This window comes from Lactiplantibacillus sp. 7.2.4 (assembly GCF_018991185.1).
Taxonomy (GTDB): domain Bacteria; phylum Bacillota; class Bacilli; order Lactobacillales; family Lactobacillaceae; genus Lactiplantibacillus; species Lactiplantibacillus pentosus.
Map to the genome: position 1 here is coordinate 1 of NZ_JAGYGS010000036.1, position 12595 is coordinate 12595.

16 protein-coding genes, 1 tRNA gene and 1 pseudogene are annotated in these 12595 nt (G+C 41.5%); 6 read left to right on the forward strand and 12 right to left on the reverse strand.

All coding sequences use genetic code 11. The features are described 5' to 3' along the window. The 4 genes from KGF70_RS11060 to KGF70_RS11075 all read left to right on the forward strand — a co-directional run. Positions 1–819, forward strand: an 819-nt coding sequence (locus KGF70_RS11060) for a hypothetical protein (protein WP_216769403.1), incomplete at its 5' end; no start/stop codon positions are given. An 18-nt stretch (positions 820–837) separates the two neighbouring features. Continuing rightward, a complete protein-coding gene (locus tag KGF70_RS11065; protein WP_216769405.1) occupies positions 838–1176 on the forward strand; it encodes an STAS-like domain-containing protein in 339 nt (112 codons plus the stop codon). Then, positions 1166–1690, forward strand: a complete 525-nt coding sequence (locus tag KGF70_RS11070; RefSeq protein WP_216769407.1) for a PIN domain-containing protein — start codon at positions 1166–1168, stop codon at positions 1688–1690. The genes KGF70_RS11065 and KGF70_RS11070 overlap by 11 nt, the downstream gene beginning before the upstream one ends. A 116-nt stretch (positions 1691–1806) precedes the next feature. Then, the gene (locus tag KGF70_RS11075) at positions 1807–2928 is read left to right on the forward strand and encodes a site-specific integrase (RefSeq protein ID WP_216769409.1); all 1122 of its coding nucleotides are present in this window, start codon (positions 1807–1809) and stop codon (positions 2926–2928) included. A 228-nt stretch (positions 2929–3156) separates the two neighbouring features. On the opposite strand, the gene KGF70_RS11080 is transcribed toward KGF70_RS11075, so the two are convergent. Together KGF70_RS11080 and KGF70_RS11085 are read right to left on the reverse strand one after the other, a co-directional pair. Continuing rightward, positions 3157–3229 (reverse strand) — tRNA-Glu (locus KGF70_RS11080). A 48-nt stretch (positions 3230–3277) separates the two neighbouring features. Further along, positions 3278–3484 (reverse strand): hypothetical protein, encoded by a 207-nt coding sequence (locus tag KGF70_RS11085; protein ID WP_003639245.1) that lies wholly within the window; start codon positions 3482–3484, stop codon positions 3278–3280. Positions 3485–4413: 929 nt separating this feature from the next. On the opposite strand from KGF70_RS11085, the gene KGF70_RS11090 reads away from it, so the two are divergent. Continuing rightward, positions 4414–4641, forward strand: coding sequence for a hypothetical protein (locus KGF70_RS11090; protein WP_003639246.1), 228 nt, complete (start codon positions 4414–4416; stop codon positions 4639–4641). A gap of 23 nt (positions 4642–4664) precedes the next feature. After that, complete coding sequence (locus tag KGF70_RS11095) at positions 4665–4937, forward strand: hypothetical protein (protein WP_050339452.1); 273 nt, start codon at positions 4665–4667, stop codon at positions 4935–4937. A 56-nt stretch (positions 4938–4993) separates the two neighbouring features. Here the strand turns inward: KGF70_RS11095 and KGF70_RS11100 are convergent, their stop codons facing one another. The 10 genes and pseudogenes from KGF70_RS11100 to KGF70_RS17630 all read right to left on the reverse strand — a co-directional run bounded on the left by KGF70_RS11100 (position 4994) and on the right by KGF70_RS17630 (position 12342). Then, positions 4994–5479: a MarR family winged helix-turn-helix transcriptional regulator gene (locus KGF70_RS11100; RefSeq protein ID WP_003639248.1), complete on the reverse strand. Its 486-nt coding sequence runs from the start codon at positions 5477–5479 to the stop codon at positions 4994–4996. A 53-nt stretch (positions 5480–5532) separates the two neighbouring features. Beyond that, complete coding sequence (locus tag KGF70_RS11105) at positions 5533–7509, reverse strand: hypothetical protein (protein ID WP_216769411.1); 1977 nt, start codon at positions 7507–7509, stop codon at positions 5533–5535. A gap of 99 nt (positions 7510–7608) precedes the next feature. After that, positions 7609–10693, reverse strand: a pseudogene (locus tag KGF70_RS11110) (MucBP domain-containing protein). A gap of 321 nt (positions 10694–11014) precedes the next feature. Continuing rightward, positions 11015–11146 carry a hypothetical protein gene (locus KGF70_RS17620; RefSeq protein ID WP_003642767.1) on the reverse strand — a complete coding sequence of 44 codons (132 nt, stop codon included), beginning with the start codon at positions 11144–11146 and terminating at the stop codon, positions 11015–11017. Positions 11147–11223: 77 nt separating this feature from the next. Further along, complete coding sequence (locus tag KGF70_RS17625; RefSeq protein WP_082230292.1) at positions 11224–11355, reverse strand: hypothetical protein; 132 nt, start codon at positions 11353–11355, stop codon at positions 11224–11226. Positions 11356–11384: 29 nt separating this feature from the next. Continuing rightward, positions 11385–11528, reverse strand: a complete 144-nt coding sequence (locus KGF70_RS11115; RefSeq protein WP_011101805.1) for a hypothetical protein — start codon at positions 11526–11528, stop codon at positions 11385–11387. A 29-nt stretch (positions 11529–11557) separates the two neighbouring features. Beyond that, positions 11558–11701 (reverse strand): hypothetical protein, encoded by a 144-nt coding sequence (locus tag KGF70_RS11120; protein WP_011101805.1) that lies wholly within the window; start codon positions 11699–11701, stop codon positions 11558–11560. A gap of 29 nt (positions 11702–11730) precedes the next feature. Next, the gene (locus tag KGF70_RS11125) at positions 11731–11874 is read right to left on the reverse strand and encodes a hypothetical protein (protein ID WP_011101805.1); all 144 of its coding nucleotides are present in this window, start codon (positions 11872–11874) and stop codon (positions 11731–11733) included. 27 nt (positions 11875–11901) lie between these two features. Then, positions 11902–12045 carry a hypothetical protein gene (locus tag KGF70_RS11130; RefSeq protein WP_003639252.1) on the reverse strand — a complete coding sequence of 48 codons (144 nt, stop codon included), beginning with the start codon at positions 12043–12045 and terminating at the stop codon, positions 11902–11904. Between the two features lie 165 nt (positions 12046–12210). Beyond that, positions 12211–12342: a hypothetical protein gene (locus KGF70_RS17630; protein WP_003639253.1), complete on the reverse strand. Its 132-nt coding sequence runs from the start codon at positions 12340–12342 to the stop codon at positions 12211–12213. Positions 12343–12595: the final 253 nt, after the last annotated feature.

The window sequence follows — 12595 nt, forward strand, 5'->3', positions numbered from 1 at the left end:
GAATATATTCTAAATAACGTTGCCTTACTTGATATTACCGAAGATGATCAAGTAACTATAAACTTTTCACATAACAATTGGTTAAATGCTGAGATGACAACGTTTATTGGGAACATTATTCGAACGTTACAATTTCATGGATTCGACGTTAAAGCAAGTGGTATGTCAGACAATATTTCAAAATTTTTGTCTAAAAACGGCTTCCTTAAAAACTTTGGTATTGGTGTTAAAACACCAGACACATATAATACTACTATCCCCTTTATCGAATTAGAGACTGGACAAACAAAAACAATCGACACTTATTTGAATACTAAGGTTTTTCAAATGATGGATCGTCAAATTACTACTTCGCAAAATGAAATTATTAAGTCGGCTATCTTTGAATTAGCTCATAATGTTTTAGAACATTCTAAATCACGTTATTTTTGCATGTGTGGACAATTCTTTCCAAATAAAAAATTACTTTCATTTTCTATTGCGGATTATGGAGAATCGATCCCCTATCACATCTATAAACAATCCTCATTAATGTTTAATTCCGATTACGATTTTATCAATTGGGCAACAATGGAGGGTACTTCTACAAAATCGAGAATCGGGGGATTGGGTCTTTATGACATTAAAAATACAATTAAAACACTGGGTGATTTTAAAATTCTATCTGGCTATGGTCTGGTAGAATATAATTATGGCTGTGAACCCCATATGGAAGAACTTCGTAGCAAATTTCATGGAACAATGATCAACTTAAACTATAATCTAGATAGAATTAGTAACTTGCAACCTGATGATACTGATGATCTACTTATTTTTTAGTATAAAGGAGTAACTCTATTGAAAATATTAAAAGTACGAGATGAAATTAAAACGCCACTTGCTGTTACAGCGGATAAAGCAAACTATATCTATAAATCATTGTCAGATTCAGTTGCAAATAAAGAAACGGTGTCGGTTGATTTCTCTGGAATCACAACTCTCACAACGGCATTTTTAAACATTGCAATTGGTCAATTATATTCAATTGGTGATAAACATACATTGAATGAATACGTTAAAATTGATGGAAACACCTTAACCTCATTACAACGTGATAAAGTAAGGCTAGTTATGGAAAACGCAAAAAACAAACTCAGCGACAACGATATTAATGAGGATTTATACCATGGCAACTGATATCAACTTACACACGACACTGCTAAGTGGTAATGAGCGACTACTTGTCGATACAAATATATGGCAATATATTTTCGGCATCCAAGCCTCTCAAAATGACCATGGCTATTCTGATTTACTTGAGCAACTAGTAACTAAAAAAAATCCACTCTTCATAAACGCACAAATAATATCAGAATACATTAACCTCACGACTAGGTTAGCATTTAAGAGTTTTAAACAAGCAAATCATATTAATAGAAATATTTCATATAAAAAGAATTACCGTCCTACTCCTGACTTTAATACTAATTATGATTTAGCAATCGAAAGTGTTAAATCCGAAATATTGCCATTAGCAAGTCTAACGACAGCCAACAACGACAAAGTACAGGAATCTATTTATGATTATACTATGTATGATTTTAACGATGAAATCATTATAAATGATGCCATTTCAAACGGATTAGGAATTTTAACCAATGATAAAGATTATTTTGATTATCCTGGCAGAATTAAAATTTATCATTTGTAATTAATAATGTATTTTTTGTTTTATATACCCCTTATTGGGGTATATATTTTGAGTTAAAAAGAACATACGTTTGGCAATATTAACCTATTGTTATTTCCAGTTGGGAGGAATAAAACATGTCAGTAACCAAACTTAATAATGGTAAATGGCAAGCCCGTGTCTCTTATAAGGATGATGACGGTAACTATAAGTCGGTTACTCATTTAGAAAAGCGCAAAACTGACGCTGTTGAGTGGGAAACTAAAACTAAGAATGCTCTGCTGGAAGGTGCTGACTTATCACGTAGTACCGAGAGTCTAAAGCATTACTTTCTTGATTGGATCAGAATTTACAAAACTGACGGTGTATCGCGTCATACTCACGAGCTGTATATGGGCAACTGGCGTCACGTCTCTGCATATTTTAAGGATAAACCTATGAGCGCAATTAAACGTCCAGATTACCAGAAGTTCCTGAATGAATTTGGCCGCAGTCATGGAATTGCCACATCTCACAAGCTTCATCAACAAGTACACACTGCAATCAAGGACGCCGTAGCTGATGGTATTCTAAAACGAGACTTTGCTTACAAGGCACACGTCACTGGACGCCCTCCTAAGCCCGTAGAGGAAAAGTATTTGACGTTGTCCGATTATAAGAAGCTGCGTAAATACCTCATTAAAACGGCTGATTATGACCACATGACTATGCTGATGATGCTGTTTCAATTAGAAACTGGAACCAGGTTCGAGGAAGCTGCTGGTCTGACGTGGGATAATTTGGATTTGAATAATGGAATAGTTCACATTAAACAGCAGTGGGACGCCCGTAGACAGACTTTTCGTCCAACTAAGGGAAATGGACAGGCCGATGGAGATATAACCATAGGACCCGCCTACTGTCGTTTTATGAGGGCCTATCGTAGCACGCAGAAAGATTATTTAGAACTACACGAAATGAAGAATCCTAAGAACCTCGTATTTTGGTCTAAACTAGGAAAGATCGTGGGCAATGGGAATGCAAACGAAGAGCTAGGACGTATTTGTAACCGTCTAAAGATCAACAAAGTTACAACACACGCCATGAGGCACACACACGCTTCGATTCTTATCTTAAATCATGAGTCCCTTCCCTATGTCCAACATCGCCTTCGACATCAAAAACTAGAAACGACCGTTAACACCTACGTCCATCTTATTGAAGAAGAAAACGGCGTGTCAGATAAGAAGGCTACCGAGCTAATGGACGAAGGATTTTAAAAATGATAATTTTATGATTGCTGTATCCCTTGTGCCACAAGGGATTACAAAATCATTTGTTAATTTTTCTTCCAAAAACTGCTATATTTTGGCTACTTTTTTCGTTTTTGGAAGAATCGTGGAAGAACATATCGTGTTTGAGTGGTTTTCGAGTGTAAAACAAAAGCACCAAAACGCCTTTATATCAGCGTTTTGGTGCTTTGTCGTTTCTCTATATTTGTCGACTTATCACCCGCACGGGGATCGAACCCGTAACTCCGCCTTGAGAGGGCGACGTCTTAACCAATTTGACCAGCGGGCACAAATTCATTTATTATCTTACCGAATGATAAGGCACTTGTCAAATGAATTATGAGCGTCGCCAACGAAAAATAGTGACGATGACTAGGCCGATGAAAAGTAGTAAGCAATACGCCACACTGCACCAGAAGACAAACGTTAATAATTGTGGTAATAAAAAATTACGCATCACGGCTAAACCAATTGCAGTCACCGCCCAGACGATCAGTTGCTGGCGAAAATGATTAAATAGCCGATCAAGTTCTGTCTTTGACAAGTCCTCACCTTCTTGTTGACTAGTTTAGTTGATGACCGTAGTTGAATACAAGAAGAAATTTTCAAATTTAAATGCCGATTAGATTAGCTGAAGACTATTCGCTAATTCCGACGATACTAAGTTCGAAGGTCGGCCGTTAGTCTTGGGATTAGTCGATATAGTGCAAACAGTTCAGAATTTAAGACTTTGTTATTTCAGGTGACGAGTGAAGATCTCTACAACGCTCAGTATTCTGACGGCTTGCCCGGCTAGCACACGATTAGGACAACTACTTGTTATTGAAGACTAGTCTTACAGTTGGATGGCAGATGACTGCTTACAAACAACCAACGATCAGTTAATCAAAAGGTTGAGTCCACGCACCTCCGCCTTTCGAATACCATCCCGGCTGGAAGGTATTCGGGGCAAGGCCCAGTGATTCTCAGCATGTGAGGTTCAGACGGGTTGGGACTGAGGATTAGCCTAGCTAGAACGTTAAGCGGCGAACTTCCACTTGGCGTTCTGGCGTAGCTAACCGGAAGTCCCAGTCTGACCTGAACACGTTTCATCCATATCGCAGGCAACGTGAAAGACCAGTATTTAAGACGTGGGTTGTCGGCTTAAATCTGTGTCCGCCACGTTCCTGCCATTGCCCAGAATACCTGTAAGCCGGCGTAGGACAAGCCTACCACTGCATGTCTACGGTAATTCGCACTGCTTCCAGCGGTCCTCAGCTGGCTGTTTTTGAACTTCAGAACTGGCATGATTCATAACAAATTAACCCCTGCAATTCGCACCTGCAACACTCCCCTCACCGCACCCAATTTTTCATTTTTCTCAAACAAAACGGTTTACGCACTCTGGTTGAGGTTTATAATAGAGATGTAGACTGTCTGTTAAGCCTTGTAAATTAGGTTCCATTTAAAGTCAATGCAAAGGAGATAACGATATTGGTATACAAAGATGTTTTTGGTATCGATCACGATGATTGTCACATTGTTCAGACGCGGCACGAGTTCAATCGGATTTTCATTATTGAAAATGAAGTCGGCTCTCGTTTTACTTGCATCAAGGACAACGCCCCACTAGAGAAAAAGATGTCTGGGCATTGGAAGTATGCAAAGGCGAGCGACGCCCCGAAGAACTACGCCGTTCCTTATAAGGCTCAGAAAAACTAACAACCGGTGAAAAGAGGATTACGATGCGGCGTTATCAACCGTTAACCAAACCAGATGGGCGGGTTCCCCACTCAACTAGTCACCATACCAATCCCTACTATGGGAAACGCGGTGCCGACTGGGTCAAAAATACGAATGCTTCCCTATTCAATGCGAAGCAAACGCACTCACTAGCCAAGCGTGAGACTGAACAACGCGTCAGTCAACGCGCTCGCCAACTGCTATGGCTAGTCTTGGCAATCATTGCGATGGTGCTAGGTGGTTTTATCTTATTCTCGTTGGCAATTAATTTCTAATCATCACAAAAAAAACGCAACTCAGCTTGTTTAATAAGCTGAATTGCGTTTTTTTACTAGCCCTTGATTTCTTTCGTATCCACGAGAACCTTGCTGACCATTCGAAGCTCATCAGTTAATTCAGAGGTCCGAATGCGGCCAAATTCATCGAGAAAGTTACCCAGGCGTTCTTCATTTACTTTTTCAATAGCGCGAGCCATCTTCTCGCCCTTCTCGGTCAACGTTAAGTAGCGATACCGGCGATCATAAGGATCAATGTTAAGCACAATCAAATCATTGTTGATTAGATAGGTTAGCTTCCTTGAAATCGCGGAAGACGAAACGTGGCGGTCAGCGGCTAGCTCCTTCACCGTAATCCGGTGGTCAGTGCTATGGTCAAGATAGTAGAGAATTAGAAACTGTTCAAAGGAAATATCGGCGTCTTTCACCATCGTTTGAATAATCTCCCGTAAGTGACTTTCCAGCCATGACATTCCCACTAAGACCTTTTCAAACAGTTCATCATCGTCATACTTGGCCTTCTTGGTATTAGTCTTCATCATTATTAAAACCCCATTCATGCGTCACGTTCAAGGTATCATCAACAACCCTGCAATTACGCACGGACTTCTGCTGTTGGCATTACCGTGATTTCAAGATCACGTGTCATTTGTTTTTCGATTGCAGTTTGAACATCATGGTCCGTTACAACTAAGCTGGATAACTTGCTCTTGCCATTGATAATGTCTTGAACGTGTTGATCATTCAAATCATCAGCGGAAACGATTGGCAATAAGTGGAAGTTGTCATTAGTTGCTTTCAAGCATTGGTCAAACAACGGTGAGTTGACGCCCATGACTAAGACGCTCTTTTGTTGTTGTAAGACGGATGCTAACCACCAGTTCAATAATTGTGCTTCGGAATGGAAGACATTGGTAATGGCTTCTTCCTTGTTCACAAGTTGAATGGATAATTCGTGGTTGCTCCCATATTGCTTGACCATTGCAAGTGAGTGGTCTGGACGATAGAAGTTTTCCAACGTAACTTGTGAGTTGTTGGTCCGGTCAAGGTATTGCGTTACTGATAAGAAACCAGCGGCGTCATAGACATCCCGACGAGTAGCGATTGAGCCGTTAAAGTACGTCATGTACCAGATTGCACCATTCTTGCGGTACTTCAAGGTCATGATTGGGTTTCCTTCATCGTCAGCAATTGAAACGATTTGCTTGTCAGCATTGCGCTTGTATTGCCATGCTGGATTGTCAGGTAATTCAGGCTTAGTCTTAGCAACCGCACCCGGAACCTTGGCTTGAATCGTGTAATACATATTGTACAAACCAGTGTGTTTTTGAACCAAACCGGCTGATTGATAGCTGTTCCAGATTTCTGGCAAACTGTCGTTGTAGTTAACGGTAATCACATTGGCAGCGTCTTTGACTTCATCCTTCAAGAGTCCCATGATCATTTCCATGGAAGCTTTTTCTTCAGCGGATAAGGATTGGATCAAGTCCGTGCTGAAGAGGAAGTATTTGGCTGATTGATCAAATTCTACTGGTGAAACCAAGTGAGTCGTGCCGTAGTCCGATTTTAACTTAGCATCAATACCTTCGATTTTTTGTTGCAAACCGGTAACGATCGTGGCGTTTTGATCATAGTCATGCTGTAACCGATTGATTTTCTGATTAATGAGGTTCAATGAACGTTCTTGTTCATCCTGAGCACTCTTCGTCTTGCGATCGTACGCAACCAAAGCATCTTGAGCGGTATGTAAGTCTTTTTCCGCACTCGTAATCGCGTGTTCCTTCCGTGAGCGTTCACGGGTTTCAGTCTGTTCACGCTTCTGAAGTTTCACGAGTTCACTGTTGATTGAATCACTCTTTTGATACAGGTCTTGCGCTTGCTTCTCTTGTTGCTTCATGAGGACGAATAACTTCTTCAAGTCTTGTTCGCCTTGAATGGCCTTACGCATATCAGCTTCAGTTTGCTTCAAATCAGCTAATGATTGTTCGGACTGAGTGATCTTCTTTTCTAATGACTTGATCGTCTGGTCGCTCTTGGCAAGCGCCTTTTTGGCATCATCATAACGCTTTTGGGCAGCATTGATCTTCTTGACCATACCATCACGTTCAGCGTCATTAGTCGTCACCACTTTGTCCTGCTTAGATAAAGTGACCTTAGCATCTTTTAACTGTTGTTCTAAGTTTAGTTGTTCAGCGACTAACGTTTCATACTGTTGCTTTTCATGCTTACGGTCCTGAACTAATTGAACCTTAAGTTCTCCCCGTAAAGTTTGGTATTGCTTGTTTAAGTCGGCCATTTCACGTTCAATAGCAGCACTATTCTTCGCCGCCGTTTGAGTCGCACGCCGTTGGTTGACCCGGTTTTGGCCCTTAACTGGGGCACTAGTTGAAGCCGTGGTGGCAGCACTAGTTGGCCGGACACCCGCAGCCGACCGGACATTAGGGGTCGTACTGCTTTGGGTTGCCTTTGGTTTTGGCTTCTGAGCAGCAACGGTTGAAGTCGCCGTTGCACGCTCAGAATGATTGCGGTAATCCTCATTCTTATCTCTGCGCTTTTTATTGAACATCTTCATAATGCAACTCCTCCATAAACTTGATTGTTTGCTCAAAGAGTAGAAGGGTCTTCGCGGACCCTTCTATCCGTTCAGCAAATAATCAAGCTATTCTAATTATTATGCTTCATGCTTGCGACGAGAAACGCCAAAGTATAGCGCTGAACCCATCAACAAGGTTGAAAGACCTAACACAGCCAAGGCTGTCCCGTTTTCGTCTTCATCGGTTTGTGGTAACGTCTTCGCGTCAGAAGTCGTGGTCTTAGTCGTTACAACTGGCTTCAATGAAGCTGCAGCCGTAGCAGGCATAACCCCACTAGTCCCGTTGCTAGTCGTTGCCGTAGTGGTTGGGGCAACTTCATCATCAGAAACGGTCGTTGCTGGTGCAGTGGTTGTACCAGTTGAACCGTTGGATGAGTTGTTGTCATCCACATCATCATCACTAGGCGTCGTTACAGGTGCAGTAGTTGGTGCAGTTGTAGTCGTACCAGTGCCGCCACCATTGATGTTGTCGCCAGTACCAGGTGCAGTGGTTGGTGCAGTGCTGCCACCACCATTGTTACCGTTGTCACCAGTACCAGGTGCGGTCGTTGGTGCAGTCGTGGTGCCGCCGTTATCATTCTTAACATAAGTTAAGGTGATCGTTGCGTCATCAGTAACCGTACCACTCAATTTACCATCAGCTGACTTGTAAGTGTAACCATCGATGGATGGTGTTGCGACCGTGTAAGTGTCCCCAACTTTGTAAGTCGTGGTCGTTGCGGTCTTGATGGTGTTACCATCTGCATCAACTGTAAGCAATCGTCCCGGCAATGGCATCACCAGTTGCGTGATCGTAAGTGTAACCTGCGATTTCTGGTTGACCAACCGTGTAAGCTTGTCCAACGATATATTCAGTTTCGCTAGATGCTTTGATCGTGTTGCCATCTGCATCAACGTAATTGATCGTCAAGTTAGCTTTGTTTTCAACAGGAGTTGTTGAATCCTTAGTGTAAGTCAAGGTAATGGTCTTATTGCCATCAACCGTACCAGTTAAGGCTGCATCAGCTGACTTGTAAGTGTAACCGTCAATTGCTGGGGTTGCAACGGTGTAAGTTGAACCGTTGTCTAACGTTTGTGAAGTAGCAGCTTTGATTGTGTTGCCATCTTCATCGACGTAGTTAACCGTAACAGTTGATTGTTCTACTGGTGTTGCGTTCTTGGTGTAAGTTAAGGTAATTGTCTTATTACCATCAACCGTACCACTCAAAGCAGCATCAGCGGACTTATAAGTGTAACCATCAATTGCTGGCGTTTCAACGTTGTAAGTTGAACCGTTATCTAACGTTTGTGAAGTAGCAGCTTTGATCGTGTTGCCATCTTCGTCGACGTAGTTAACCGTCACAGTTGATTGTTCTACTGGCGTTGCATTCTTGGTGTAAGTTAAGGTAATTGTCTTATTACCATCAACCGTACCACTCAAAGCAGCATCGGCGGACTTGTAAGTGTAACCATCAATTGCTGGAGTTTCAACGGTGTAAGTTGAACCGTTGTCTAACGTTTGTGAAGTAGCAGCTTGGATTGTGTTGCCATCTTCATCAACGTAGTTAACCGTAACAGTTGATTGTTCTACTGGGGTTGCGTTCTTGGTGTAAGTGAAGGTAACCGTGTTACCACCAGAAAGAAAGGTCCCAGTTTGAGTTGCGTCACCATCCAAGGTGTAACCATCGATTGCAGCGGCGTTAACGCTGTAACTCCCACCAACTTGAGCGGCAGTCCCATCAGCACCTTCAGTGTAGGTCTTAGAAGCTAAGATCGTGTTACCGTCAGCGTCGACATAGTTAACCGTTAATTTTGAAGCTTCAGTATTTTGTGAATAGACTAAGGTCAATTCAGTACCGACCTTGGTAATGTTGCCATCACTGTCAGTCGTATCCGCAGCAACCGTACCAGTCAAGGCACTCGATTTAGTGGTATCTAAGGTGTAGTTGCTGAATGTTGCTGGCGTAACAGTGTAAGTGTTGTCAACATCACCTTTAACCGTGGTGTCATCAGCAATCTTATTGCCGTTTTCGTCAACATAATGAACAACGACAGTTCCGGCAGCAACGGAAGTATCCATTGCTTGCGTTTCGTAGCTCCAAGCCTCAATTAGCTTATTAGCATCGTTGTTATTAGCATTCGATGATAGCTGACTAACGGCTGTAGTACCAGTAAATTCAAGTGAAGCAGCGCGGCTACCAGTCTTTGCGTCATCGTTTGCCTTGAATGTGTACAGAACAGTGACATAATTGTCAGCATCCGTTAACTTCGTAACATCAACAGTGGCAGTTGAAGCACCTGCAGCATAACTGTATTCCTTACCGGATTCAGTAGCATATTCAACAGCGGTCCAAGTCCCGTTACTGTTGGAACCATTTGGTGCGATTGAAACTTGACCAGAAGCGTTTGCCCAATCAAGTGCTTCGCTCTTAGTTAAACGAATGGCAACTGCATAACTGTGACCAGCTGTAACTTTGATATCTGTCCCATCAACATTAGTCTGGATATAACCGCGAGTATCTTGCAAAGTCCCTGAACCAGTAGAAGTTGCGGCACTTGAAAGCGTCCTAGCATCAACGGATCCATCAGCAGTCTTATCTGCAGCTTGTGAAGCAGGTGCAGTAACCGTTGGTGCGGTCGTTGCAGCCGTAGTCGTTGCAGTTGCTGAAGAAGTTGCGGCAGCTGAAGTTGGTGTTGCAACGGCAGCTTTTACCGTACTCTTAGCTGTAACGGCGCTAGCAGTTGAAGCAGCATCACTGGCTGATGTGGTTGCACTAGCTTGGGCTGCAGAGCTGGCAACAGTTGAAGTAGCGGTTGAAGTTGCAGCTGAACTTGCAGCACTGGTTGTTGAAGTTGCCGTTGAGCTAGCAGCGCTAGTCGTTGAAGTAGCGGCACTAGCAGCTGAAGTAGCGGTACTTGTTGAAGATGCAGAACTGGCATCCGAAGCAGCTGCTTGGCTAGTTGATGAATCGCTAGTCGCATTCGAACTAGCATCACTTGCAACTTGTTCCGTGGTGGTATCGTTGTTAGCCGCGGTATCAGCAGAAGCATTAACATTAGCGAAGACAAGGCCTGCAGCTAAAGCTAAAGTCGTGGCTCCAGCATAGACCCAGCGTTTGCCATCTTTATACATCTTTACCCGATAAATTGAATCACCGGTCATTTTTTGATTATCTTTTGACATATGGAATCCTCCCCGAACACTCACGATTTTCCGCTCTTATGTAAAATGATGGGTGACAAATCGCTTGCCAGCCCATCATCTTAGTCGCGCTTATCGTGTTGTGTTTAATAACACCATAACGATTTTGTTGACATTTTCAGTTATATTTAACGAATTAGCCCTTGATAGCAGCGATTACGTTTAAGATAAAACTGTGTAAACCACCAAAGATGTCGTTGGAAACACTTGATGTATATGATGATGTGTGCGTACCTGGTAAAATATGGAAATCATTGAAAAAACTCATGATCTATTCCCCTTTATTGTTAGTTGGTTAATTAATTAGCCTTTAAATGCAGCAATCACGTTCAATACGAATTGGTAGAACGTGCCAAGTGGTTGGTTGCTTACATAACTAGTGTGTGATGAAGTATGTGTACCTGGTAAGAAGTGCAAATCTGAAAAGAAACTCATAATTATATCCTCCCTCATTATTTAATTAATATCAAGATATTAATTAATAAAACAAATAATTAGTTTATCTGAACGAATTAACCCTTGAAAGCAGCGATTAAGTTCAAGATGAAGCTGTGTAAACCACCGAAGATGTCGTTAGAAACGCTTGAAGTATATGATGAAGTATGCGTACCTGGTAATACGTGGAAATCGTTAAAGAAACTCATGTTTGTATCCTCCTATAAATTGACTGTGATTATTTGCTGAATAAGCTCTTGATTGCTGGAATCAAGTTTAAGATGAAGCTGTGGAAACCACCAAAGATGTCGTTGGAAACACTTGATGTGTATGATGAAGTATGCGTACCTGGTAATACGTGGAAATCGTTAAAGAAACTCATGTTTGTATCCTCCTATAAATTGACTGTGATTATTTGCTGAATAAGCTCTTGATTGCTGGAATCAAGTTTAAGATGAAGCTGTGGAAACCACCAAAGATGTCGTTGGAAACACTTGATGTGTATGATGAAGTATGCGTACCTGGTAATACGTGGAAATCGTTAAAGAAACTCATGTTTGTATCCTCCTATAAATTGACTGTGATTATTTGCTGAATAAGCTCTTGATTGCTGGAATCAAGTTTAAGATGAAGCTGTGGAAACCACCAAAGATGTCGTTGGAAACGCTTGATGTGTATGATGAAGTATGCGTACCTGGTAATACGTGGAAATCGTTAAAGAAACTCATGTTTGTATCCTCCTAAATTGACTGTGATTATTTGCTGAACAAACTCTTGATTGCTGGAATCAAGTTTAAGATGAAGCTGTGGAAGCCACCAAAAATGTCATTGGAAACACTTGAAGTGTATGATGACGTGTGGGTTCCTGGTAAGAAGTGCAAATCAGTAAAGAAACTCATGAATAACTCCTCCTTTGTCGTTAATAATTAAATCCTCAGGCCTTCCCAAACATGTGAAGAGCTTGATTAGTGGAAACAAATTAAGGTTGGCAATCAATCGGTAAAGCCGTTTAAAAATCAAACTACTTGATTATCAGTTTGAATCGCGACCCGTTCAGAATTGAACTAACCTTTGATTGCGGCGATCACGTTCAATACGAATTGATAGAACGTCCCAAGTGGTTGGTTGCTAACATAACTCGTATGTGATGACGTGTGGGTTCCAGGTAAGAAATGTAAATCACTGAAGAAACTCATGGTTATATCCTCCTTATGAAATTTACAAATCATCCGTTGATCAGCAATCGATAATCAGTAATTTAATTTAATCTGTTAAATAACTAATATCGATTACTAATGCGAATGTGAAACAAGTAACCTTGTTTACGGTTTAAATCTTAACCAATTCTCCCCACAATCGTCAATAAAAATTCTAATATTTGAACAAATACAGGCCGATATCATATTCAATCAGTAAATGTGCACACTATAGACTACTTACGCGTTTCAT